Below are 23,310 nucleotides of genomic sequence, written 5' to 3'. Positions count from 1 at the left end.
ATCTCAAACCTTGTGGTAGTCCCGGTACCAGGCGACAAAATTACGGACCCCCTGCTCGATCGGCGTTGACGGCGCAAAGCCGGTGTCTCGCATCAGGTCCTCGACATCCGCGAACGTTTCCAAAACATCTCCCGGCTGCATCGGCAGCAATTCTTTGATCGCCGTCCGGCCCAGCTCCCGCTCCAGAAGCGCGACGACATGCATCAGCTCCTCCGGGTGGTGATTTCCGACATTGTAGACCTTGGACGGCGCATTTGCGGCAGCCGGGTCATCCGCAGGCACCAAATCGACCAGCTTGGATACTACGCGGGTGACGTCGTCGATATAGGTGAAGTCGCGACGCATCCGGCCATGGTTAAAGAGCCGGATCGGCCGGCCCTGCATGATGGCGTTTACAAACAGAAACATGGCCATGTCGGGCCGGCCCCACGGCCCGTAAATGGTGAAGAAGCGCAGCCCCGTGACCGGCAGCCGGTAAAGGTGGCTGTAGGACTGCGCCATCACCTCGTTCGCCTTCTTGGTGGCCGCATAAAAGCTCACGGGATGATCGGTCCGGTCCTGCACGGAGAACGGCAGTTTAGTGTTGGCGCCATAAACGGAGGATGACGAGGCGTAGACGAGATGACGACAGCCGCTCTGGCGGCAGCCCTCGAGCACGTTGAGAAAACCCGCCAGATTGGAATCGGCGTAAGCCTGCGGCTGCTCGATCGAGTAGCGCACGCCGGCCTGGGCCGCGAGATGCACGACCTGCGCAAATCCGTGCCGCGCAAACAGCGCCGCGATGGCGTCGCTATCGGCAAGATCGGCCTCGACGAAGGAGAAGCCGGCCTCGTTCCGCAACCGCGCGAGGCGCGCCTGTTTCAGCGCCGGATCGTAATAGCTGTTGAGATTGTCGAGCCCGATGACGGGCCGGCCCTCGCCCAGCAGCTGCCGGGCGACGTGAAAACCGATGAAGCCGGCGGCTCCCGTGACCAAAATCGCCTGATCCGTCATCCTGTTCCCGCGGCATTCCCAGCTCTCGCCGCCTCTTTAGCCGCGGTCGCGAGGGGGTCGCAATAGCCAGCCGTTCATGGCCGTTCCAAATCACCGCTATTGCAAGATCGGCGCCAAGACCATACCAAAGCGGCCGAATTCGGCGCCTGGCGTCGGGTAACCTTCGCAAACCCTGTTCCATGCGGGCGAGATGCGCCGAATCCTGCTTTCTGCGGCCAAGATCCTGATTTCCGCAGCGCTGCTCTACCTGGCGCTGCGCAAGGTCGACCTGACCGAACTGTTGTCGCGCTTCAACGCGAGCAGCCTGCTCTGGATCGCCGCGGCGATCGCGGTCACGTTCCTGCAAATCTTCGTCGGCGTGCTGCGCTGGCGCGAGATCAGCGCCGAATGCGGCGCGCCGCTCGAGCTCGGCCGGGCCATGCGCTACAACGTGATCGGCGCGTTCTTCAACCAGACCCTGCCCTCGGCGATCGGCGGCGATGCGGTCCGGCTGTGGCTGGTGGCGCGCGCCGGCGCCGGATGGCGCGCGGCCACCTACTCGATTTTCGTCGACCGCGCGATCGGCCTCGTCGCGCTCGCGATCCTCATCGTCGCGAGCCTGCCCTGGAGCTACAGCCTCATCACCGATCCGCACGGGCGCTCGGCGCTGCTGCTCCTCGACCTCGCGGCGCTCGCGGGCGGGCTCGGCTTCCTGGTCTTCGGCGCGCTGAAATGGCGCTGGCTGAAGACCTGGTGGGCCACCCATCACATCCACGCCTGCGCCGTGATCGCCAACCGCGTGATCTTCAATGCCAAGCGCGGACCGATCGTCGCGGTCCTGTCGCTGTTCATTCACGTGCTCGCCGTCGTCATCGCCTGGTGCGTGGTGCAGTCGATCGCCGCACCCGTCAGCTTCGGCCAGATCTTCCTGCTCATCCCGCCGGTCATGCTGATCACCTTGATGCCGATCTCGATCGCCGGCTGGGGCGTGCGCGAGGCGACCATGGGCCTCGCCTTCGGCTTCGCCGGCCTCGCCGCCAACGAAGGCGTCAACGTCTCGCTGCTGTTCGGCGCTGTCTCGTTCATCGTCGGCGCGATCGGCGGCCTCGTCTGGATTTTCAGCGCCGAGAAGGCCGCGCAGGGATCGGCGCCGCTCGGGGTGCCCGAGTGAACCCTTCAGCCGATGCCGTTGCCGCCGTGCCCGCGCTGCTCGCTCTAGCGATAGCCGCGCTGCTATCGGCCGTCATCACCCGGATCAGCCGTCCGCTGCTGCAGCGCTACGCATTGGCGCGGCCGAACGCACGCTCCTCGCATCGCATTCCGACGCCGCAGGGCGCGGGCATCGCAGTCATCGCCGCGACGCTGCTGGTCGCGTTGGCGTGGGCCGCCTGGGCCAACCTGGCGATTCCGCCGGCGCTCGTCATTGCGACGGTCGTGATCGCAATCGTCGGGTTCGCCGACGACATCAAGTCGCTGCCGGTGCTGGTGCGGCTCGCGCTGCAGGCCGCCTGCGTCGGCGCAGTCGTGTTCACCGCGCCCGAGACCGCGCGCATCGTGCCGGCGCTGCCGCTCGCGCTGGAACGAGGACTCATCCTGTTCGCCGGCGTCTGGTTCGTGAACCTCGTCAATTTCATGGACGGGCTCGACCTGATGACGGTGGCGGAGGTGGTGCCGGTCACCGCGGCGCTGCTGCTGCTTGGATGGCTCGGTGAACTGACCTGGCCGGCCGCAATGATTGCGACAACGCTATGCGGCGCCATGCTCGGCTTCGCGCCTTTCAACCGGCCGGTCGCAAAGGTTTTCCTGGGCGATGTCGGCAGCCTGCCGATCGGTCTCCTGCTCGGCTGGTGCCTGCTGGAGCTTGCCTGGCACGGACACGCCGCCGCGGCACTGCTGCTGCCGGCCTATTATCTTACGGATTCCACCATCACGCTGTTTCGCCGCATCGCGCGCCGCGAGCAGTTCTGGTCGGCCCACCGCTCGCACTTCTACCAGCGCGCCACCGACAACGGCTTTACCGTCTCGCGGGTGACCGGCGAGGTCTCCACGCTCAACCTCCTCCTTGCGGGGCTCGCCATCCTCACCGCTCGCGCCGGCTCGATGGCTGTCACCGCGATCGCGCTGATCGCGGGCGCGGCCGCGATCGCGTTCGTGCTCCGTCGGTTCGCTCGTTCTCAGGCATCCTGAGCCAACAGCGCGAGCCGCAGTCCCTCGTCGAGGGAGACCTGCGGCTGCCAGCCGGTTGCCATCGCCTTAGAGACGTCGAGTTCGAGCGAGCCGATCAGGCTGTCATGCGTATCCTGCCGGCCGATCACGCGGAGCAGCGTTGAGAGCAGGTCCGGGGGCACGCCGAAGAGCCGCGGGCTCTTGCCTGACGCCTTCGCGAGCCGCTCGATGAACTCTGGCGTTGAGACCTGCTCCCTGTCCGCCACCAGGAATATCTCGAAATTGCTCGCGGCATCCAGATAGGACAACCGGCGTAGGATGAACGACGAGAGATTCTGCACGGCGAGGAAGGCACGCTGATTGTGGATCGCGGCGAATGGCAGCGGCAGCCCTAGATTCACCGCACGCGTCAGCAGCGCAAAATTGCCCTTGGCGCCCGAGCCATAGACCAGCGGCGGCCGGATCACCGATATTTTCATGTCGCAGTCGCGCGCCAGTGTCCGTAAGCCGGTCTCGGCCGCAGCCTTGGACATGCCATAGAGACCGCGCGGCGTGAGGATGTCGTCCTCGCTGAACGGCGCCCGACCGTCATTGCTGCGGCCGTGCACGAGAACGGTGCTGACGAAGATGAACTGGCGCACGCCCGCGCTCGCCGCCGAGCGCGCCAGGTGCAGCGTGCCGGCAATGTTGACGTTGCGGTAGAGCTGGATCGCGTGCTCCTCGTGCTTGTGATGCACGCGCGCGGCGAGATGGACGACGGCGTCGACGCCCTCGAGCGCAGGCTTCCAATCGGTCTCGGGCCCGATCGATTCGACCACGACCTCGTCGTCGGTGCCAAGAGGGCTGCGGGCCGCTCGGCGCACCAGCCATCCCGCGCGCGAGAGTGCGGGCGCGACGTGACGGCCGATGAAGCCATCCGCTCCGGTCACCAATACGACAGCTTTACGCTCGCTCATCGCTGCTCCGATAGGTCCGGGTTGCGCAACAATTCTTCAATCAGTGCGGCATAGTCGTTCATCGCATTCGTGCGGTCGAACCTCGCAGCCGCCTTCACCGCACGCGCTGCCATGTCGCCGTTGTCGGCACGGGAGGCCGCGCGGATCGCTTCGGCAAGCCGCTCGACGCTGCCCGGCGGCACAACCCAGCCGAGCTCGTTCTCCACTACCGTCAATGCGGCCTCGGCCTCCGGCTCGGAGACCAGCACCACGGGACGGCCGACCGCCAGCAGATTGTAGAATCGACTCGGAACCGACACGCCCGCGACGTCCTTCCGATACGGAATGATCCAAAGATTGGCGGATGCCAGAAACGCCTCGAGCTCGGCATCCTCGACCCGCGCAACGAAGGAGACATTGGCTAGCCTCGCCTCAGCCTGCAACTGCTTCAGCCGCTCGAAGCCGATACCCCAGCCGGAGAGCAGGAAGTGAATGTCCGGCTCGCCCCGCAGCAGCCGCGCCGCTTCGAACATGATCTCAGGATCATGGGTGAAGCCGAGATTGCCTGAAAGACCGACGATAAAGCGCGCCGAAATTGCCTTGCGGAACGGATTGTCCGACGTGATCGGACGCGGCGCAGGCGTGAGCGTCGCCCAGTTCGGGATGAAGCGGATCTTGTTCGGCGTCATGCCGGAATAGCTGAGCAGTGGCCGCTCCGCATCGCGGCCGATCGTGATGACCGCATTGAGCGTGCGAAACATCAGGCTGTTGGCTGCGCGCATGAGCCGAGTGACGATCGCGCCGGGCTTGAGCAGGCCCGCCATCACCAGCACGTCTGGAAAGAGATCGTGCATGATCAGCGCCGAGCGCGCGCCCTTGAGCCTTGCTGCCGCGACAACGGCATAGGGTAACATGAACGGTGCCGTGACGGTGAGCACGACGTCACCTCGCCTCAGTTCCCGGATCAGCGCGAAGAAGATGCGCGCCGCGAACAGCAGCTCGGACGCCCCGCGCCGCACCAGCGCCGTCTTGCCCGCGATCCGGTTCTTGAGGGCGACGACGCGCGGCTTGCCCGGGCCGGTCTGCGAAGCCGGCAATGCGCCGGGCGAGCCCGATAGAACGACGACTTCGTGATCCCCGGCGATGCGACAGGCGATCTCCGCCATGATCGCCGCGGTCGTGCTCGGATCGGGTGGATAATGCTGGCTCGCGACGACGATTTTGCCTTGAGACTGCATGGTCAGGCCGCAGTCGACCCGAACTCCGGAACCGCGTCCTTCAGGATGGTCCTGATGGTGGCCCGATCATCGCGCGCGATCGCCTGTTCCAGCGTCGCGATCCATTTGCGCAGCGTCTGCATCGGCGGCTCGTTCGGCTGCGCGGCCATGATGCCGGCAACGCCGATCTCGCGGGTCGGCTCCTCGGAGGCGAACAGGATCTCGTGCAGCCGTTCGCCCGGCCGCATGCCGCTGAACACGATCTCGATGTCGTGGCCCGGCTGGAGACCGGACAGACGGATCATGCGCTCGGCGAGATCGACGATCTTTACCGGCTGGCCCATGTTGAGCACGTAGACCGAGACGTCCGAACGCTGCGTTCCGAGCGCATGCGTCGCCGCCGTGATGACGAGATCGCAGGCCTCGCGGATGGTCATGAAGTAGCGCACCATATCGGGATGCGTCACCGTCACCGGGCCGCCGGCTTCGATCTGGGCCTTGAACTTCGGCACCACCGAGCCGTTCGAGGCGAGCACATTACCGAACCGGACCGAGATCAGCCGCATCGGCGGCTTGGCACCGCTGCTCGCCGCGGCAAGATCATGATCGAGCGCCTGGCAATACATCTCGGCGAAGCGCTTGGTGAGGCCGAGCATCGACACCGGCTCGATCGCCTTGTCAGTCGAGATCATCACCATGGCCTCGGCGCCGGCGGCAAGGGCTGCGTCCGCCACGTTGATCGAGCCAAAGATGTTGGTCTTGACGCCCTCGCTCCAATCGCGTTCGAGGATCGGCACGTGCTTGAGCGCTGCGGCGTGGAACACGATGTCAGGCTTGAACTCGACCATCAGACGCATGATGCGCTCCCGGTCGCGGATGTCGGCGATCCGCCCTTCGATCGCGGCCACAGCGCCGCGCGCGGCGAGCGCCTCCGTCACCGCGTACAGCGCCGGCTCGGAATTTTCTACGATCAGCAGCCGCGCGGCCCCGAAGGCCACGACGCGCTCGCAGATCTCCGAACCGATCGAGCCGCCGCCGCCGGTGACGATGACAGCCTTGCCCCTGATCAGCGCTTCCAGGCGCGCATAGTCGATCTTCTCGCTCGGCCGCAGCAGGAGGTCCTCGACCGCGACCGCAGTGAGGCGCGGCGCGTCGCCGCTCTCCAGCGAAGGCATGCGGTTGACGATCACACCCAACTTGCGCGCACGCATCAGGCTCGATTCCGGATGCGCCTCGGGCTCGAACGCCGACGGCGTCATGACCACGCGCGCAATCGCCTTGTTGCGCTTGGCGAAATCGGCGAAGACGTCCTCGATGTCGTCGATGCCACCCAGCACGGGAACGTTGCGGATGAGCTGACCGAGGTCGGACCTCGACGGCGACAGGACGCCGACCGGCCAGATACGCTTGATCGCCCCGCTCTCGATGCCGCGGAGCAGCACCTCGGCATCCGCGGTACGGCCGATCAGCAGGGTCGGCGCGGCATCCTCCTCGCGCGCGTGACGCCGCACCCGCGTATAGCGGAAGTACCGGTAGGCCATGCGCGGCGCGCTAAGGAAAGCGATCTCCAGGAACCAGTACAGGACGATCGTCACCTTGCCGAGGAAGAAGGCGCCTCGGACGTTGGGCGCGACGAAGATGTAGTCGAGCGCAAGCAGGGCGACCGTCAGCACGGTCGCGACGCGGATGATGTTCAGCGCATCAGGCAGCGAGATGAAGCGCCATTTCGTCGTGGTCAGGTTGGACAGGAAGAATACGACCACGCTGAAGGCGAGAAAATAGGGCAGTATCTGGAACAGCAGCGGCAGGCGATCGTAGAAAAAGTCGCCCCCCTCGAAACGCAGATAGAAGGCGGCGAACAGCGCCGCTGTCGTCGCCAGCAAGTCGTGGAGCGCGATCAGGAAATTGCGCAAGGTGAGATGCGAAAGACGCGTCATCCGACGACCGATGAAAATCCAGCTAGGTGCAACCTGACCGCGCTGATAACCCATCTCCGCAGGAGTTGCCAGCCGCGCGGCCGTTCAGGAACCGGCTTCCCCCAGCTTCGCCTCGGCCTGTTGCTCCCGGATCACCATGCCGCCGGCAACGCCGACGCCGATCACGTACATCCAGCCCTCGTGATAGTCGAACAGGTGGGAGTTGAACAGCGAGGTGAAGACGTTCTGGACCACGACCAGAAGGCCAACCCAGGTGGCGAGCCCGTCGCCGCGGAACAGGCGCAGATGCAGGATCCAGATCGCGAAGAGAATGACGATACCGGTGACGCCCCATTGCACGGCGACGTTCAGCGTCTGGTTATGTGGATTGCCGATCACCTCGGCGGACGCGAGGTACTGGCCACCCGGCGTGGCAACCTGCTCGAACAGCCGGCGCGTCGAGCCGGTGCCGTGCCCCTTGATCGGCGCTTCCGCGAAGAAGCCGAGGGATTTCCGCCAGAATTCGAGCCGCAGGCCCGCCGAAGTCGGCTCGCCCTTTTCCTTATAGCGCGTGTAGTCGCTGGCAAAGGTATCGACGGTCTTGCGCAATTGCGGCGAGGCCTGCCAGGCGAGAACGGCGCCGACGAGCAGCGCCGCGCAGATGATCGCGATGCTGCGCCATCGTAGGTGCAGTAGCGCGAACACGCCGAACATGATCGGAACGGTGACGAGCGCGGTGCGCGACACCACCACGAAAGCCATGTTGACGAAGAAGCTCAGCGCCAGCGCGATCAGCAAGCCTGCGAACCAATAGCGCTTCTGGCGCAGCAGCGTCACGATCGGAAAAGCCAGACCGACCGCGCACAGCGCGAATTCCTGGCTCTGGTTGATGTAGTTCTTGACGAAGATGCCGCGTTCGGAGTGGTCGGGCTTGAGCGTCAGGTCGGGATAGAACGCGACCAGCCAGGACATCACCGACAGCAGCGCGCAGGACACCAGGAAGGCGACGAACATCCAGTGTCCGCGCGGCGAGCGCTCGAAATGATAGAGCATCGCCGGCAGCACCAGCAGCTTGGCGGTCGGACTGAGCGCATAGAGGCGCGCGCCCCAGTCCGCTTCCGACCACAGCGTGCCCGCCAGCGCGAGCAGCACCAGCGCGATCGGCGCCGCGCAAATCGGTCGCTTCAGCGATTGCAGGAATGCCCTGAGGTCGAGGAACGGCACCATGCAGATGAGGAACGCGACGTTGAAGATCGCCGTCAGCGAGGTCGACCAGGGCAACGCGACCACGGTCAGGATCGCGAACAGGTCGGCCGCCTCGCACCAGGCCGCCGGGCTGCGCAAGCGCCGCGACAGCATCTGGGTGGTCGTCTCCCCGGGCGGCACCGCCGCCCGGTCGGTCATTTGAGCTGTCACTTGGCCCCTCCCCGCGCGCGGTGGACCAGCGCCGTCGTACTGAAACCCTGGAGGATGTCGACCAGCACCACCACCCCGCCCGCGGCCTCGACGACCTCATGACCGACCACCTGCTCACGGGTGTAGTCGCCGCCTTTCACCAGCGCGCTCGGCTTGATGCGGGTGATCAGGTCGATCGGCGTGTCCTCCTCGAAGATGACGACGAGATCGACGGCTTCGAGCGCAGCCAGCACTTCCGCGCGCGCGCGTTCGTCCTGCACCGGACGTTCGGCGCCCTTCAGCCGCCGCACCGAGGCATCGCTGTTGAGACCAACGATCAGGCGGTCGCAGGCGGCACGTGCCGCGGTCAGCACCTTGACGTGGCCGGGATGCAGGATGTCGAAGCAGCCATTGGTGAAGCCGATGCGCTGACCTTGCCGCCGCCATTCGGCGAGCTGCGCATCGAGCGCGCCCGGCTCGAGCACGATCTTCTCCTCGGCCGCAAGATAAGCATGCGGCAGGATCTTCCGCCGCAACTCGGCCACGCTAACGCTGGCGGTGCCCTGCTTGCCGACGGCAACGGCCGCAGCCGCACTGGCCATGCGCAGCGCCGTATCCCAGTCCGCGTCTGCGGCAAGCGACACGGCAAGCGCCGCGGCGACGGTGTCGCCGGCGCCGGAGACATCGCGCACCTTCACGGGGAAAGCCGGAACATGAACGGACTCGCCATTGCGCGGCACTAGTGTCATGCCGTGCTCGCCTTGCGTGACCAGGATCGCCTCGCAATCGGCGAGCCGCATCACGTCCTCGCTGGCATCGACGATGGCTTGCGGCGTGTCGGCGCGGCTGCGCGTCGCCTCGGCAAATTCCTTGCGGTTGGGCGTGAGCAGCGTGGCGCCGCGATAGATCGCCCAGTTCAGGCTCTTGGGATCGACGATCACCGGCTTGCCGGCTTCTCGCGCCGCATCGATGGTGTGGCGGATCACCCGCGCGGTCAGCACGCCCTTGGCGTAGTCCGAGAGCAGCACGATGTCGGCGCGCGCAATCAGCGTCAGGATCGTTTCGATCAGCCTGGTCTCGATGTCGCCCGAGGCTGCGACCGCCTGCTCCCAGTCCGCACGCAGCATGTGGGTGGAGAAATGCTCGGAGACGAAGCGGACTTTTCGCGTCGTCGGCCGCGAGGGGTCGCACACCAGCACACTTTCGATGCCGGCATGGTCCGCGAGCGCGGAGGCGAGCCGCTTGCCCGCATCGTCCTCGCCGACGAGGCCGACGAAGACGCAGCGCGCGCCGAGCGAGGCGACATTGCGCGCGACGTTGCCGGCGCCACCGATATGGATCTCGCTGCGCTGTGCCGCGATGACGGGCGCCGGTGCTTCCGGCGAAATCCGCGACACCTCGCCATAGACGAACTCGTCCAGCATGATGTCGCCGATGCACAGCACCGTGCGGCCTGAGATGGCTTGCGCGAGGGCATCGAAATCGAGAATGGGCGTCACCATGGGTCCTGAAGTCTCAGCGGAAACGGTCGGGCCGGTCGAGATAATCGCCGACATAGGCCTTCACCGCGTCCTCGAGCGGCGTGAAGCCGCCGTTATAGCCGGCGCGGTGCAGGCGATCGACCTTGCTCTGGGTGAAGTACTGGTAAGCGTTGCGGATGCTCTCGGGCATCTCGACATATTCGATGTTGGGCCTGGTGCCGAGCGCGGCATAGGCGGCCAGCATCAGATCCCTGAAGCTGCGCGCCTTGCCGGTTCCGACGTTGAAGAGGCCCGACACCGATGGCGTCGCCAGCAGCCACATGACGACGCGCACGACGTCGTCGACATAGATGAAATCGCGGCGCTGGTCGCCGTCGGCGATGCCCTCGCGGTGCGACTTGAACAGCTGCACGTTGCGCCCCGCTTTGACGTCGTCGAAGCGGCGCGCCAGCACGCTCATCATCGTACCCTTGTGGTACTCGTTCGGTCCGAACACGTTGAAGAATTTCAGCCCCGCCCATTGCGGCGGCAGCTTCTCGCCGCGCGCGATGCGCTCGGCGACCGCGAGATCGAACATGTGCTTGCTCCAGCCGTAGAGATTCATCGGCCGTAGCTTTTTCAGTGCCGGCAACGAGGCGTCGTCGTCAAAGCCGGCCTCGCCATCACCATAAGTCGCCGCCGAGGACGCATAGATGAACGGCACGGCGCCGGCCGTGCACCAGTCCAGAAGACGCATCGACATGCGGAAGTTGGTCTCGAACACGAGATCACCGTCGGTCGCGGTGGTCGCGGAAATGGCCCCGAGATGGATCATGGCGTCGAGCTTGCGGCCCTTCAGCCAGTCGAGCAGCTCGGCCGGAGGGACGATATCCACAAGCTGGCGCTTGGCGAGATTCCGCCACTTGCCGTCATTGCCGAGCAGATCGCAGACCACGACGTCGCTGCGGCCGGCGTCATTGAGCGCGGCCACGACATTCGATCCGATAAAACCGGCCCCGCCGGTCACCAGCAACATTCCAATACCTGCCCGATTTTTGCGGCCCGGTCCTGCCCTAGCGCATGATCCGCCAAAGTGTAAGCGGTTTTGGATCGACGCTGTCCCGGCTTTACCTGTCGACCCGGAGCGGCTAACCGAACTGCCATACCAAGCTCGTCCGGTCCTATTAACGAATGAACATTGATTCGCAACTTAGTGGAGATGCAGATCGGGACGACACGCGCCCGATCCTGATCATTCCCTACATGTGGATCGGCGATTTCGTCCGGAATCACACCGTAGTCCGGGTTCTAAGGGAACGCTGGCCGAACCGGCCGGTCGATCTCCTGACCACCACCCTGTGCGCCCCCCTTGTGGATTACATGCCCGGGGTCCGCCGAGGCATCGTCTGGGACCTGCCGCGCAGCCGGCTCGCGGTGCGCCGCCAGTTCGGCCTGGCAAGGCTGCTGCGGGCGGAAAACTACGGCACGGCCCTGGTGCTGCCCCGAACCTGGAAGGCAGCCATTGCGCCGACGCTGGCCGGCATCCCCGAACGAGTCGGCTGGGTCGGCGAGTTCCGGTTCGGCCTGATCAACCATTGGCGCTGGGGTGAAAGAAAGCTCCCCCGCTTCATCGACGAGAATGCCGCCCTGGCCCAGCCCGACGGCGCGCCCCTGCCCCCGGAATGGCCGGTGCCGCAATTGCGGGTTCCGGCCGAGGAGATTGCCCGCTGGCGCGAGGCCAATGGGCTGAGCGCCGGGGCCGCCGTAGCGCTGGCCCCCGGCTCGGTCGGCGTCTCAAAACGCTGGACCTACTATCCGGAGGCTGCCCGGCTGCTGGCTGAGCGCGGGCTCGAGGTCTGGGTGGTCGGCGGCCCCGCTGAAAAGGGCCTCGCCCAGGAGATCGTCGCAGCGGGCGGTCCTCATGTCCGCGACCTCACGGGCAACGATCTGCGCAACGGCGTCCTCGCCATGGCCGCCGCCGGCGTCGCCATCACCAACGATTCCGGCCTGATGCATATCGCCGCCGCCTTGGGCACCCCCACCATGGGCATTTTCGGCCCGACCAGCCCCTATCTCTGGGCCCCCCTCAACGGCCTTGCCGCAACCGTGGTCCAGGACAAGAGCGTGCTGTCCTGCCAGCCCTGTCAACGCACGATCTGCAAGGTGAACGACCACCGCTGCATGCGGGATATCGCAGCGAGCGAGGTGGTGGGGATTGCGGAGCGGGTGCTCGGGGATCGTGCTCAAACAGCAAACTGAAGCGCGATGACGCTCCACCCTGATCTCATCGCGCTTGAGTCGGGACCGCCTGGCTCCCAAAGGCGACCATTGAGCCAACATTGCTGCACGTCGCCTCAGGGCGCTGGCCGGCCCGTATCCGGGCCGCCCCATTCATGACTATCGTCAACACAGCTCATTTTGCCATCGCCGTTCTTGCAGCCTCGATTTTGGACTTGACGGCATCGAGGTTGAAGCTCGCGCCCTTCTGCATCGGCGGAAATGCAATCGCGGTCATTGCCAACTTCTCGACCTCCTGCTGGACGAACACGAAGCGCCAGAACTCGTATTTGAACCAGTCGAAGTATTGCTGCGCGCCATATTTGGTGCCGTAGCAGAGAGGCAACTTCAGGATTGATCCAGATCAAGAGAACACAGGCTGCGGCGCATAGTCCTTGCCATGATGATCGAACGCCCGTCAGTTCGGAAGACACCGAAGCGCAAAGACATTCGAGCGCATGGCGGAGAAAGGGCAGCGCAGCTGTCACTTGCCGGGGCTGAACCGGGGTCACACCGATCACGCCCGATATGAAGGACCACGTCTTACTGCGCCTGCATCGAAGAAGCTGATTGAGCGACCTTACCCCTCTAGTCGGAGAGTTTCATGAGGACCTTCAATCCCCTGGTGACGGTACTACTTCTCGTGACGCAATCGGCCTCGATACAGGCTGCGGATTTGAACGGAGCCTGGTCGATCGACGCCTCGGCCTGTGGCCAAATGTTCACCAAAGAGAACGACAAGCTCGCCTTCAAGAAAGATGCTGATCTCCACGCCGGCGGCTTGATCGTCCAGGGCAAGCAAATCACCGGCACATTTGAAAAATGCACCGTCAGATCATTGCACGAAGATGGGCCAAACATGCGGCTGATCGCGTCGTGCTCGGACGGCGTCTCGATTTCAGACGTGACATTCGATCTGACATTCTCCGGCGAAAACAACATCACGCTCAGCTCAAAGGATCCAGTGCCGGTGCAAATGCCGTATGTGCGCTGCCCAATGTGAAGCTGACCGCGCACGGCCGTCGAGGCGGTGCCGATGATGACATCCTGCCGGTGTTTTGCCCGACGAGTCAAAATATTTTCGTAAAATCAGAATAAGAGCATCGCCGGCCGTCAAGCCATCTGCTGGCACCGGCTACTGTGCATGGGGTTGTTTTCGCGATTTTTGCTCTGCGGCCCTGGAAACGACGTTTCAGAGCAGCGGCCGATAGACCTCGCCGATCCGCTTTGCTTCAGCATCGAGGCTGAATTGGTCGAGCACCCGTGCTCGCCCGCGCTCGCCCATGGCGGTCGCTGCAGCCACGTCGCGCATCAACGGCTCCACGGCCGCGGCCAACGCATCAGCGTCGCCCGTCGGGATCAGCACGCCGGTCACGCCATCCTCGACCACCAGCCCGGCGGCGCCGGCGCGGGCGGCGACCAGTGCGCTGCCTGTCGCCATCGCCTCGATCAGGGTCAGGCCAAAACCTTCGTTGCGCGAGGTGAAGGCGTAGATCGTCAGCCGCTGATACCAGCGCTGCACGTCCTCGATCGGCAATTCGCCGGTGATGACGATACGCGATTGCAGGCCGGCGGCCTCGATGCGCTTCTTCAGGTCATTTGCGAAAGGCGTTTGCTCCGGCGTGATCTGGCCGACGATGACCGCAGCGAAATCCGGATAGCGCGGCAGCAGGCGGCACATCGCATCGACGAACAGGTCGGTGCCCTTCTGCGCGCGGACGCGGCCGAAGCAGCCGATGGCGTAGCGGCCCGGCAGCGCGGCTTCCGCGAAGGCAGCAGCGCGATCGATCGGCGGCGCGTAGACGTCGGTGTCGACGCCATGCGGGATCACGGTGGACTTCACCTTCAGGAACGAGGCCGAGATCTCGCTCGTCGCGATGATCGCGTCCATGCGGCGGATCAGCCAGCGCGTGATCCAGGTGTGATGCCGCTGCGCCGCCGAGGTGAAGACGAGCTTGAGCGGCCAGCCGAGCGCGCGCAGCACGACGCCCGCGATCATCTCGTTGTTGCGCCGCGCGTGCCAGATCAGCGGCGTCCTGCGTCGCCACAATTTCAGGAGATCGGCACCGCTCATCGTTGCGATCCCCTCCGGCGCGTCGGTGCCCAACCAGGCCGCGCGAAACAGCTTCGCCAGCCGGGGCGCAACCATCCGGTTGGTCGCGGTGACCCCGGAATAGCGCCTGTGCAGATTTGGCACGATCAGTTCGAGGTCGCCGGGGGAATTCGCCACGTCACACTCCGTTTCGCAAAGCCCCTATACGCAACATTAAGCATAGTGACCAGTTCGGCCGCGCCGATACCCCCTCTTCACCACGCAAACGCTAGCATCCCGCGTTGATCGAAGACGGGTGAGATCATGACTGTGCTAGTCACCGGCGGTGCCGGCTATATCGGAAGTCACACGGTCCTGACGCTGGCGGAAGCCGGCGAGGATGTCGTCGTGGTCGACGATCTCTCTACCGGTTTCTCCGCTTACCTCCCCGAAGGCGTGCCGCTGTTCATTGGCGATGCCGGCGACGAGAACCTGCTCGAAGGCGTGATCGCCCAGCACGACATCGAGAGCATCATCCATTTCGCCGGCTCCGTCGTGGTGCCGGATTCGATGCGCGATCCGCTCGGCTATTACCGCAACAATTTCACGACCGCGCGCAATCTGCTCAACGTCGCGGTCAAGCGCGGCATCGGGCGCTTCATCTTCTCCTCGACCGCCGCCGTCTACGGCGATCCGGACCAGGTGCCGGTGCCCGAGCACGCGCCGACGCGGCCGCTGTCGCCTTACGGGTCCTCGAAGCTGATGACCGAGATCATGCTGCACGACGTCGCCGCCGCCTACGGCATGCAGTACGTGACCTTGCGCTATTTCAACGTCGCCGGCGCCGATCCGCAGGCGCGCATCGGGCTTGCCACCGTCGGCGCCACCCATCTGCTCAAGATCGCGGTGGAAGCCGCGACCGGCCAGCGCGCCAAGATCGACGTGTTCGGCACTGACTATCCGACCCCCGACGGCAGCTGCATCCGCGACTTCATCCACGTCACGGACCTCTCGCAGGCCCATCGCTCCGCGCTGGCCTATCTTCGCAACGGCGGCGCCTCGACCACGCTGAATTGCGGCTATGGCCGCGGCTATTCGGTGCTGGAGACCATCGACGCGGTGCGCCGGGTCTCGGGCCGCAGCTTCGCCGTGCAATACGCTCCGCGTCGGCCCGGCGACATCATGACCATGGTCGCCGACACCAGCCGCATCCGCTGCCTGCTCGACTGGAGGCCGCAATATGACGGCCTCGAGACCATCGCGGCCCATGCGCTGGCCTGGGAGGACAAGCTGTTCCGCGAGCGCCATGGCGAGCTCCGCCACGCCGCCTCGGCCTAAAATCCATCCCCGCGCAAGTCCTTAATTGGGCTTGAAAAGCTGAGCTTTAGCGGGCACAGAGGCCCTTCGATCCCTGACGCGCGGGCAGGCTTTTCCCTGCGCCGTCAATGGACACCGGATGGCCCAGTTTCCAAAGAAAATCACCGACGATCCCTATGCGGCAGCGGTCCTGGTCCGCCGCCTGGTCATGGAACAGGGGGTCGTCTACTGGCGGCGCTACCTGGTTGCCTTTTCGCTGATGGCGCTCGCCGCCGGCGCCACCGCTGCTGCGACCTACGTCCTCGGCCAGGTCATCAACCAGGCCTATGTCGACAAGAACGTCCCGGGCATCGCGATGTTCGCCGGCATCACGGTGATCCTGCTCTTCATCAAAGGCGTGGCGACCTACGGCCACATGGTGATCCTGACCAAGATCAGCAACGCCATCCTCGCCACCAACCAGCGCCAGCTGTTCGCAAAATTGATGCGCGAGAGCGTCGGCTTCTTCTCCGAGCGGCATTCGTCCGAATTCCTGGCGCGGCTGACGGCCGGCGCCAAGTCGATCACCGACGTGCTCAACATGCTGGTCAACGCCGTCGGGCGCGACCTCTTGATGCTGCTCGCCATGATCGGTGTGATGGTGTGGCAGGATCCGTTGATGTCGTTCATCGGCCTCGTCGCGGTGCCGCCGGCGATGCTGGTGCTGCGCAAGCTGGTCAAGCGCATCAAGGGCCTCGCCTACAACCAGTTCACCGGCACCGCCGACATCATGGAGACGATGCAGGAATCGCTGCAGGGCATCCGCACCGTCAAGGCGTTCACGCTCGAAGAGACCATGCAGAGCCGGATCGACGAGAACATCGCGATCGTCGAGCGCAACGCCAACAAGATGGCCCGCGTTGCCAACCGCTCCAATCCGCTGATGGAGATGCTCGGCGGCTTCGCGGTCGCCGGCTGCCTGATGTACGGCGGCTATGCCGTGGTCGCGCTCAACGCCACGCCCGGCGCGTTCTTCTCCTTCATGACCGCGTTCCTGATGGCGACCGAGCCGGCCAAGCGGCTGGCGCGGCTCAACATCGACCTCAACAGCCAGCTCGTCGGCGCGCGCATGCTGCTCGAGGTCGTCGACAGACCGGCCAGCGAGCATTCCGACGATGACAAGCCGGCGCTCAAGCTCACCGATGCCCGCATCGAGTTGCGTGATGTCAGCTTCTCGTATCGCAACGGCGAGACCGTGCTCAACCGCATGAGCTTCACAGCCGAGCCCGGCAAGGTCACCGCGCTGGTCGGCCCCTCCGGCGGCGGCAAGTCGACCGTGCTGGCATTGCTGCTGCGCTTCTACGAGGTGACGCAAGGCGACATCGTGATCGATGGCCAGTCGATCGGCGCGGTCTCACGCAAGTCGCTGCGGGCGCAGACCGCCTATGTCGGCCAGGACGTCTATCTGTTCCGCGACACCATCCGGAGCAACATCGCCTTCGGCAAGCCGGGCGCGAGCGAAGATGAGATCATCGAGGCCGCGAAAGCGGCCTGTGCGCATGATTTCATCATGGGCTTCCCGCTCGGCTACGACACGCCGGTCGGCGAGCACGGCACCCAGCTCTCCGGCGGCCAGCGCCAGCGCATCGCGGTCGCGCGCGCGCTGCTCAAGAACGCGCCGGTCATCCTCCTGGACGAAGCCACCGCCGCGCTCGATTCGGAGTCCGAGCGGCAGGTGCAGGAGGCGATCGAGCATCTCTGCCAGAACCGCACCACCATCGTGATCGCGCATCGCCTGCACACCATCATGCACGCCGACAGCATCCTGGTGGTCGAGGGCGGCGAGATCGTCGAGCGGGGCCGGCACGACGAGCTGCTGCGCCGTGGCGGACGCTATGCCTCGTTCTTCCGGCTGCAACATCACCACGCCGGCGCTCTGGCGCCGATCAGCGCAACCGCATAGAGTTCCTCATCAACCTCAAGAGCAGCGAGATCGCTCCATGAACGCCGCCTCCTATGTCATCCCGCTTCCGCCCCAGGCTTCCCTTCCCGTCGTCGGGGAGAGTGGCCGTTATCCGGTGCGCCGCATCTGGTGCGTCGGACGCAACTATCTCGAGCACATCCGCGAGATGGGCAATGACGAGCGCGCCCCGCCCTTCTTCTTCGCCAAGCATGCCGACATGCTGGTCCCGGATGGCGCGACCATTCCGTATCCGCCGCTGACCAAGGACCTGCATCACGAGGTCGAGTTGATCGTCGCGATGAAGAGCGGCGGCCTCAACATTCCCGCCGACAAGGCGCTCGACCACGTCTACGGCTATGCCGTCGGCATCGACCTCACCCGCCGCGACCTTCAGATCGCCTCGCGCAAGAAGGAGCGCCCGTGGGAGATCGGCAAGTCGTTCGACGGCTCCGCGCCGTGCTCCGCGGTGCAGCCGGCCTCCAAGATCGGCCATCCCGCCAAGGGCAAGATCTGGCTCACCGTCAACGGCAAGGAGGCGCAGAAGGGCGATCTCACCGAGCTGATCTGGAATGTGCCGGAGATCATCTGGCAGCTCTCCCAGCAGGTGAAGCTCGCCGCCGGCGACATCATCATGACGGGCACGCCGGCTGGCGTGTCGCAGCTCCAGCCCGGCGACAAGCTCGAATGCGGCGTCGACGGCGTCGGCACGCTCAAGGTCAGCATCGGCCAGCCGGAGTAGGCTGCGCGACATCTCGAACATCAAAGCCCCGGACAGGACGTCCGGGGCTTTTTTGCGAAGGGCCTCCTGACCTCAGGCCCGCGAAGCGTGCGCATCTGCGCCGTTGATATCCTTGCCGGTGTAATCGGTCATCAGCGCGGTCGCGGCCAGCGTGATGACGGCGCACGCCGCGATATAGGCCGCAATCGCCGTCGCCGAGTGGAACGTGCCGTACAGCCAGGTGGCGATCAACGGCGCGGGACCGCCGGCGATCACGGATGCGAGCTGGTATCCGAGCGAGGAGCCGCTGTAGCGCAGGCGTCCGGTAAAGCTCTCGGCGATCAAGGCCGCTTGCGGGCCATACTGCATGTCGTGCGGAATCAGCGACAGAACGATCGCCAGGAAGATGATGGCTAGCGATCCGGTATTGAGCATCGCGAAATAGATGAAGCCGAAGATGCCCGTCGCGGCAGCGCCGAGCATGTACATGTTCTTGCGGCCGATCCGATCGGAGATGTGCCCGCACAACGGGATCGAGACAAACGACAGCACCGAGGCCGAGAGCACCGCGGTCAGCAGGAAGTCGCGCGAAACGTGCAGCGTGCCGATGCCATAGGAGAACACGAAGGCGGTGAAGATGTAGAACGGCGCCTGCTCGGACATGCGCGCGAAGGCGGACAGCAGAATCTCCTTCGGGTATTCCCGGATCACGGTCAGCATCGGCGTGCGGTCGACCTGACGTTCAGCCACGAGCTTTGAGAACACCGGCGTTTCGAGAATGCCGAGCCGGATGTAGAGGCCGACACCAACCAGGATGATGCTGAGCGCGAACGGAATACGCCAGCCCCACGCGAGGAACTGATCGCCCGCCATCTGGCTGAACGCCAGCACGGCGAGATTGGCAAGGAACAGCCCGCAAGGCACGCCGAACTGCGGCCATGATGCGATCAATCCTCGGGAGTGGTCGTCGCGGGCCCATTCCATCGACATCAGCACCGAGCCGCCCCACTCGCCACCGACGCCGACGCCCTGAATGAATCGCAGCACGGTCAGAATCGCGGCTCCCCAGATGCCGATGCTCGCATAGGTCGGCACCACGGCCACTGCGGCGGTTGCCAGTCCCATCAAGAGCAGCGTCGCGATCAGTGTGGATTTGCGTCCGATGCGGTCGCCATAGTGCCCAAAGATTGCCGCGCCAATCGGGCGCGCGACGAAGCCCACCGCGTATATCGCAAAGGCCTCCAACGTGCCGACCCAGGGATCGGAATGTGGAAAGAACAGCTTTGCGAAAACCAGACCCGTAACGGTGCTGTAGAGAAAGAAGTCATACCATTCGATCGCAGTCCCGATCGTGGAGGCGATCACGGCGCGACGAAGCTGACGTTGATGCTCGGATGCGGTAAGTCGGGTGACGTCGAGGCCAAGTGTTGCCATGGGAATGCTCCCTCGGGCAGGCCCCCGCTTGCGCGTTTTCATCGGTTGTTCGTTGCCAAACAAACGATATTGGGTTCCAAGGGTTCCAGCCGAACTGGAACGAGAGGCTAAAACTTTAGTCGGCCGATAGAGCCGGCGTTGACCGCTCTACTACCAGGCCTTTACCGGCCGATTCGCATGGCTCGCCTGCGGCACTCCGCGATTGAGCGACATGTGCGAGTGCACGCATAGCCAGCCATCGCCGTCCTTCGCGAACACCATTGTTGCACGGCCGGGGCGCGAAAACGCGCTACCGTCGGGATGATAGCCCGTGCTCGTCCACGGCGCGATCACCGTCGCCATCGTGCCGTCGGCGGATGCCAGGATCGAGACCTGCTCGAGGATGAATCGAAAGTCGGTCGTCTTCGGCCAGACGTTGTCCCATTGCGTTTTGACCCATTGGTCGAGGCCGGGGATGACGTCGTTATGCGTGCCGAAGGCCAGCACATCCGGATGAAAGAGCGGCCGCGCCGAAGCATAATCGACCTCGCGGACGTGGCCTGCGAAGGTGTCCAGCCACACGCGGAAGAACTGCGTGATCTCGGGGGTCGCGGTTGGCAAGGAGGCCATCGCCTGCTCCAAATTCAGCCGTTGAATGCTGGCAATCTTGTTGCCATGGGCCGAACTATCCAGCAAGAGTTGCGGCAGCGGTCAGGGCCGACGAGGCCACCGTAGAGAATGCATTGACAACGAGAGGTGTCTCTGATGTCGACGACGACCAGCGAGCTCGAAGCACTGCTGATGCAGCGCTCGCTCACCGATCCACAGCTTGTCGCCGCAGCGGAGAAGGCTTCGGACTTCCGCATCCTCCCGGATGCGACCGTCATCAAGATCGGCGGCCAGAGCATGATCGATCGCGGCCGCGCCGCAGTCTATCCGATCGTCGAGGAGATTATCGCCGCCCGCAAGGCGCACAAGCTGCTGATCGGCACCGGCGCCGGCACCCGCGCGCGGCATCTCTATTCGATCGCCGCGGGCCTGCGCTTGCCAGCCGGCGTGCTGTCGCAGCTTGGCGCTTCCGTCGCCGACCAGAACGCTGCGATGCTCGGGCAGTTGCTTGCCAGGCACGGCGTCTCCGCCGTCTCCAGCGCGGGCCTCTCGTCCGTGCCGCTGTTCCTCGCCGAGGTGAACGCGGTGATCTTCAGCGGCATGCCGCCCTATAGTTTGTGGATGCGGCCGGCGGCCGAAGGCGTCATCCCGCCCTATCGCACCGACGCCGGTTGCTTCCTCGTCGCCGAGCAGTTCGGCTGCAAGGCGATGATCTATGTGAAGGACGAGAACGGCCTCTACACCGCGAACCCCAAGACGTCGAAGAACGCCACCTTCATCCCCAAGATCTCGGTCGCCGAGATGAAGGCCAAGGGCCTGCAGGATTCGATCCTGGAATTCCCGGTGCTCGATCTGCTCAACGCCTCGCGCCATGTCCGCGAGGTGCAGATCATCAACGGCCTCGTCCCCGGCAATCTCACCCGCGCGCTCGCGGGCGAGCATGTCGGCACCATCATCACCGCGAGCTGAAGAACACCCCGTCATGGCTAACACCAACCAGATCAAGCACGTCGCCTCGCCGCTCGCGCGCCAGACGCTTCTGGATAGCGATCTCACCCGCCCCGTCGCCGGCAACCGCCCGATCAAGCTGCTGCCCTGGCTGCAGGTCATCAAGATCGGCGGCCGCATCATGGACCGCGGCCATGAGGCGATCCTGCCGCTCGTCGACGAGCTGCGCGCGCTGCTGCCGGAGCATCGCCTGCTGATCCTGACCGGCGCCGGCATCCGCGCCCGCCACCTCTACAGCGTCGGTCTCGACCTCGGCCTTCCCGTGGGCTCGCTCGCCCCGCTCGCGGCCAGCGAGGCCGGCCAGAACGGCCACATCCTCGCAAGCCTGCTTGCGCCGGAAGGCGTCTCCTATGTCGAGCATCCGACAATCGCGAGCCAGCTCGCAATCCACCTCCAGGCGGCCCGCGCCGTCGTCGGCAGCGCGTTCCCGCCCTACCACCATCACGAATTCCCGACCTCCCGCATCCCGCTGCATCGGGCCGACACCGGCGCCTTCCTGCTCGCCGATGCGCTCGGGGCCGCTGGCCTCACGATCGTGGAAGATGTCGACGGCGTCTACACCGACGATCCCAATGGCGCCGATGGCAAGAAGGCTGAGCTGTTGAAAGAGACCAGCTTCATCGAGCTTGCGAAGCTCAAGGGCACGCTGCCGTTCGATCCCGCGCTGCTCGAGGTGATGGCGAATGCACGCCACATCGCGCGCGTGCAGGTCGTCAACGGCCTCGTGCCGGGCCGCATCAGCGCGGCGCTGCGCGGGCAGCATGTGGGTTCGATCATTCACACCGGCGTCAAGCCGGTGTGATCACGACCAGAGCTCATCCATAATAAGGAAGCCCCGGAAATCGCTCCGGGGCTTTATGATTCAGGCACCGTAGCCCGGATGGAGCGAAGCGCAATCCGGGGCTCTCTCGCCGCGGCAAAGGTCCCGGATTTCGCTTCGCTCCATCCGGGCTACGTACTTCGCACCTCGGCCTATCGCAATGCCGACAGCACGATCAAGCCGAGGATCAGCGCCGTCAGCGAGTACTTCAGCGTGTAGTAGACGTTGCGGTTCCACTCCTTGACCTTGCGGCTGCCGAGATGGATCTCGTAGAGCTTGCCGAACACCTTGTTGAGCACGCCGACATTCTCGCCCTCGACGTTCTGCGTCGCCGAGGCCTTGACGATGTGATGGCTGACCCAGCGATTGATCGAGGTCATGAAGCCATACTTCATCGGGCGTTCGACGTCGCAGAACAAGATGATGCGGTTGACGTCGGTCGCATTCTCGGCGCTGTGGATGAAGGTCTCGTCGAACATGAAGGCCTCGCCGTCGCGCCACACGCATTCGACACCGTCGACGAGGATGCGGCACTTGTTCGAGTTCGGCGTGACGAGGCCGAGGTGGTAGCGCAGCGAGCCGGCAAAGGGATCGCGGTGCGCCCCTAACTTGCCGCCCGGGGGCAGCATCGCGAACATCGCGCCGTGCACGCTCGGGATCGACTTGAGCAGCTCCACGGTCTTCGGGCACAGCGTGTTCGCCGACGGCAGGAAGTCGTCGTACCATTTCAGGTAAAAGCGCTTCCAGCCGCTCTTGAAGAACGAGTAGAAGCCCCAGTCATTGTTCTTCGCCGCCGCGCGGATGAAGCCTTCGTCGAACAGGCGCACCGCCTCGTCGCGGATGGTCTCCCAATTCTCACTGAGCGGCTTCAGCTCCGGAAACTGATCGACCGAGATCACCGGCTTGTTCGGCACGGCGGAGCCCGCATACATCAACACATTGTAGGGCGCGAGATAGGTCGAGTGATCGCCGAGCTGGCGCGCGAAGCGCAGCCGCTGCTTGCCGCGGAAGTGAACGTAGATCGTCGATGCCGCAAGCACATACAAAATGACAAGCTGCGGCGCAAAAAGCTGTCTCAGCATTTCCCCAAATCCCAAGTGACCCAGCCGGGTT

General features: G+C 64.7%; 20 protein-coding genes and 1 pseudogene. 9 read left to right on the top strand and 12 right to left on the bottom strand.

Going from position 1 to position 23,310, the window contains the following annotated elements; all coding sequences use genetic code 11:
- Positions 1-3: 3 nt before the first annotated feature.
- Positions 4-993, bottom strand: a complete 990-nt coding sequence (locus QA642_RS17970; RefSeq protein WP_283085816.1) for an SDR family NAD(P)-dependent oxidoreductase — start codon at positions 991-993, stop codon at positions 4-6.
- Between the two features lie 190 nt (positions 994-1,183).
- On the opposite strand from QA642_RS17970, the gene QA642_RS17965 reads away from it, so the two are divergent.
- Together QA642_RS17965 and QA642_RS17960 are read left to right on the top strand one after the other, a co-directional pair.
- A complete protein-coding gene (locus QA642_RS17965) occupies positions 1,184-2,143 on the top strand; it encodes a lysylphosphatidylglycerol synthase transmembrane domain-containing protein (protein ID WP_283085815.1) in 960 nt (319 codons plus the stop codon).
- On the top strand, positions 2,140-3,159 hold the full coding sequence (locus tag QA642_RS17960; RefSeq protein ID WP_283085814.1) for a glycosyltransferase family 4 protein: 1,020 nt from the start codon (positions 2,140-2,142) through the stop codon (positions 3,157-3,159). Before QA642_RS17965 ends, QA642_RS17960 begins: the two co-directional genes overlap by 4 nt.
- Here the strand turns inward: QA642_RS17960 and QA642_RS17955 are convergent.
- From QA642_RS17955 to rfaD, 6 genes are all read right to left on the bottom strand, one after another.
- Entirely contained in the window at positions 3,147-4,094 is a 948-nt protein-coding gene (locus QA642_RS17955; protein ID WP_283085813.1) for an NAD-dependent epimerase/dehydratase family protein, read from the bottom strand. The genes QA642_RS17960 and QA642_RS17955 overlap by 13 nt on opposite strands.
- The gene (locus QA642_RS17950; protein ID WP_283085812.1) at positions 4,091-5,311 is read right to left on the bottom strand and encodes a glycosyltransferase family 4 protein; all 1,221 of its coding nucleotides are present in this window, start codon (positions 5,309-5,311) and stop codon (positions 4,091-4,093) included. Before QA642_RS17950 ends, QA642_RS17955 begins: the two co-directional genes overlap by 4 nt.
- Before the next feature lie 2 nt (positions 5,312-5,313).
- Complete coding sequence (locus tag QA642_RS17945; RefSeq protein WP_283085811.1) at positions 5,314-7,227, bottom strand: SDR family NAD(P)-dependent oxidoreductase; 1,914 nt, start codon at positions 7,225-7,227, stop codon at positions 5,314-5,316.
- 84 nt (positions 7,228-7,311) lie between these two features.
- The gene (locus tag QA642_RS17940) at positions 7,312-8,610 is read right to left on the bottom strand and encodes an O-antigen ligase family protein (protein WP_283086920.1); all 1,299 of its coding nucleotides are present in this window, start codon (positions 8,608-8,610) and stop codon (positions 7,312-7,314) included.
- An 8-nt stretch (positions 8,611-8,618) separates the two neighbouring features.
- Positions 8,619-10,103: a D-glycero-beta-D-manno-heptose-7-phosphate kinase gene (gene rfaE1, locus QA642_RS17935; RefSeq protein WP_283085810.1), complete on the bottom strand. Its 1,485-nt coding sequence runs from the start codon at positions 10,101-10,103 to the stop codon at positions 8,619-8,621.
- 13 nt (positions 10,104-10,116) lie between these two features.
- Positions 10,117-11,097, bottom strand: coding sequence for an ADP-glyceromanno-heptose 6-epimerase (gene rfaD, locus QA642_RS17930; protein ID WP_283085809.1), 981 nt, complete (start codon positions 11,095-11,097; stop codon positions 10,117-10,119).
- A 155-nt stretch (positions 11,098-11,252) separates the two neighbouring features.
- On the opposite strand from rfaD, the gene waaF reads away from it, so the two are divergent.
- Positions 11,253-12,320, top strand: a complete 1,068-nt coding sequence (gene waaF / locus QA642_RS17925; RefSeq protein WP_283085808.1) for a lipopolysaccharide heptosyltransferase II — start codon at positions 11,253-11,255, stop codon at positions 12,318-12,320.
- A 154-nt stretch (positions 12,321-12,474) separates the two neighbouring features.
- Here the strand turns inward: waaF and QA642_RS17920 are convergent.
- Positions 12,475-12,669: pseudogene (locus tag QA642_RS17920) on the bottom strand (arylsulfatase); the annotation flags it as partial.
- Positions 12,670-12,942: 273 nt separating this feature from the next.
- On the opposite strand from QA642_RS17920, the gene QA642_RS17915 reads away from it, so the two are divergent.
- Positions 12,943-13,341, top strand: a complete 399-nt coding sequence (locus tag QA642_RS17915; protein ID WP_283085807.1) for a hypothetical protein — start codon at positions 12,943-12,945, stop codon at positions 13,339-13,341.
- A 189-nt stretch (positions 13,342-13,530) separates the two neighbouring features.
- Here QA642_RS17915 and QA642_RS17910 read toward each other — a convergent pair whose 3' ends face one another.
- Positions 13,531-14,568 (bottom strand): glycosyltransferase family 4 protein, encoded by a 1,038-nt coding sequence (locus QA642_RS17910; RefSeq protein ID WP_283085806.1) that lies wholly within the window; start codon positions 14,566-14,568, stop codon positions 13,531-13,533.
- A 126-nt stretch (positions 14,569-14,694) separates the two neighbouring features.
- Here QA642_RS17910 and galE point away from each other — a divergent pair, with 126 nt between their 5' ends.
- The 3 genes from galE (at position 14,695) to QA642_RS17895 (ending at position 18,368) form a co-directional block, all read left to right on the top strand.
- Positions 14,695-15,708, top strand: coding sequence for a UDP-glucose 4-epimerase GalE (galE, locus tag QA642_RS17905; protein ID WP_283085805.1), 1,014 nt, complete (start codon positions 14,695-14,697; stop codon positions 15,706-15,708).
- Positions 15,709-15,826: 118 nt separating this feature from the next.
- Positions 15,827-17,629: an ABC transporter ATP-binding protein gene (locus QA642_RS17900; protein ID WP_283085804.1), complete on the top strand. Its 1,803-nt coding sequence runs from the start codon at positions 15,827-15,829 to the stop codon at positions 17,627-17,629.
- Positions 17,630-17,666: 37 nt separating this feature from the next.
- Entirely contained in the window at positions 17,667-18,368 is a 702-nt protein-coding gene (locus QA642_RS17895; protein WP_071912070.1) for a fumarylacetoacetate hydrolase family protein, read from the top strand.
- 72 nt (positions 18,369-18,440) lie between these two features.
- On the opposite strand, the gene QA642_RS17890 is transcribed toward QA642_RS17895, so the two are convergent.
- Positions 18,441-19,781, bottom strand: a complete 1,341-nt coding sequence (locus tag QA642_RS17890; protein ID WP_283085803.1) for an MFS transporter — start codon at positions 19,779-19,781, stop codon at positions 18,441-18,443.
- Positions 19,782-19,931: 150 nt separating this feature from the next.
- On the bottom strand, positions 19,932-20,390 hold the full coding sequence (locus tag QA642_RS17885; RefSeq protein WP_283085802.1) for a nuclear transport factor 2 family protein: 459 nt from the start codon (positions 20,388-20,390) through the stop codon (positions 19,932-19,934).
- A 135-nt stretch (positions 20,391-20,525) separates the two neighbouring features.
- On the opposite strand from QA642_RS17885, the gene QA642_RS17880 reads away from it, so the two are divergent.
- Together QA642_RS17880 and QA642_RS17875 are read left to right on the top strand one after the other, a co-directional pair.
- Positions 20,526-21,338 carry a uridine kinase gene (locus QA642_RS17880; protein ID WP_283085801.1) on the top strand — a complete coding sequence of 271 codons (813 nt, stop codon included), beginning with the start codon at positions 20,526-20,528 and terminating at the stop codon, positions 21,336-21,338.
- Positions 21,339-21,351: 13 nt separating this feature from the next.
- Positions 21,352-22,179 (top strand): molybdenum storage protein subunit alpha, encoded by an 828-nt coding sequence (locus tag QA642_RS17875; RefSeq protein WP_283085800.1) that lies wholly within the window; start codon positions 21,352-21,354, stop codon positions 22,177-22,179.
- 170 nt (positions 22,180-22,349) lie between these two features.
- On the opposite strand, the gene QA642_RS17870 is transcribed toward QA642_RS17875, so the two are convergent.
- On the bottom strand, positions 22,350-23,279 hold the full coding sequence (locus QA642_RS17870) for an aspartyl/asparaginyl beta-hydroxylase domain-containing protein (protein ID WP_283085799.1): 930 nt from the start codon (positions 23,277-23,279) through the stop codon (positions 22,350-22,352).
- Positions 23,280-23,310 lie beyond the last annotated feature (31 nt).

This window comes from Bradyrhizobium sp. CB2312, assembly GCF_029714425.1.
Classification (GTDB): Bacteria; Pseudomonadota; Alphaproteobacteria; order Rhizobiales; family Xanthobacteraceae; genus Bradyrhizobium.
The sequence above is the reverse complement of the archived record's forward strand: the minus strand, read 5'-3'. Positions and strand labels throughout refer to the sequence as shown.

What these genes read in the sequence shown, in the direction of transcription:
- QA642_RS17890 (WP_283085803.1), bottom strand. Translation starts at nt 19,781, where the DNA reads ATGGCAACACTTGGCCTCGACGTCACCCGACTTACCGCATCCGAGCAT.
- QA642_RS17940 (WP_283086920.1), bottom strand. Translation starts at nt 8,610, where the DNA reads ATGACCGACCGGGCGGCGGTGCCGCCCGGGGAGACGACCACCCAGATG.
- rfaE1 (WP_283085810.1), bottom strand. Translation starts at nt 10,103, where the DNA reads ATGGTGACGCCCATTCTCGATTTCGATGCCCTCGCGCAAGCCATCTCA.
- QA642_RS17900 (WP_283085804.1), top strand. Translation starts at nt 15,827, where the DNA reads ATGGCCCAGTTTCCAAAGAAAATCACCGACGATCCCTATGCGGCAGCG.
- rfaD (WP_283085809.1), bottom strand. Translation starts at nt 11,097, where the DNA reads ATGTTGCTGGTGACCGGCGGGGCCGGTTTTATCGGATCGAATGTCGTG.
- QA642_RS17885 (WP_283085802.1), bottom strand. Translation starts at nt 20,390, where the DNA reads ATGGCCTCCTTGCCAACCGCGACCCCCGAGATCACGCAGTTCTTCCGC.
- QA642_RS17870 (WP_283085799.1), bottom strand. Translation starts at nt 23,279, where the DNA reads ATGCTGAGACAGCTTTTTGCGCCGCAGCTTGTCATTTTGTATGTGCTT.
- QA642_RS17955 (WP_283085813.1), bottom strand. Translation starts at nt 4,094, where the DNA reads ATGAGCGAGCGTAAAGCTGTCGTATTGGTGACCGGAGCGGATGGCTTC.
- QA642_RS17950 (WP_283085812.1), bottom strand. Translation starts at nt 5,311, where the DNA reads ATGCAGTCTCAAGGCAAAATCGTCGTCGCGAGCCAGCATTATCCACCC.
- QA642_RS17895 (WP_071912070.1), top strand. Translation starts at nt 17,667, where the DNA reads ATGAACGCCGCCTCCTATGTCATCCCGCTTCCGCCCCAGGCTTCCCTT.
- QA642_RS17965 (WP_283085815.1), top strand. Translation starts at nt 1,184, where the DNA reads ATGCGCCGAATCCTGCTTTCTGCGGCCAAGATCCTGATTTCCGCAGCG.
- QA642_RS17945 (WP_283085811.1), bottom strand. Translation starts at nt 7,227, where the DNA reads ATGACGCGTCTTTCGCATCTCACCTTGCGCAATTTCCTGATCGCGCTC.
- galE (WP_283085805.1), top strand. Translation starts at nt 14,695, where the DNA reads ATGACTGTGCTAGTCACCGGCGGTGCCGGCTATATCGGAAGTCACACG.
- QA642_RS17875 (WP_283085800.1), top strand. Translation starts at nt 21,352, where the DNA reads ATGGCTAACACCAACCAGATCAAGCACGTCGCCTCGCCGCTCGCGCGC.
- waaF (WP_283085808.1), top strand. Translation starts at nt 11,253, where the DNA reads ATGAACATTGATTCGCAACTTAGTGGAGATGCAGATCGGGACGACACG.
- QA642_RS17880 (WP_283085801.1), top strand. Translation starts at nt 20,526, where the DNA reads ATGTCGACGACGACCAGCGAGCTCGAAGCACTGCTGATGCAGCGCTCG.
- QA642_RS17970 (WP_283085816.1), bottom strand. Translation starts at nt 993, where the DNA reads ATGACGGATCAGGCGATTTTGGTCACGGGAGCCGCCGGCTTCATCGGT.
- QA642_RS17915 (WP_283085807.1), top strand. Translation starts at nt 12,943, where the DNA reads ATGAGGACCTTCAATCCCCTGGTGACGGTACTACTTCTCGTGACGCAA.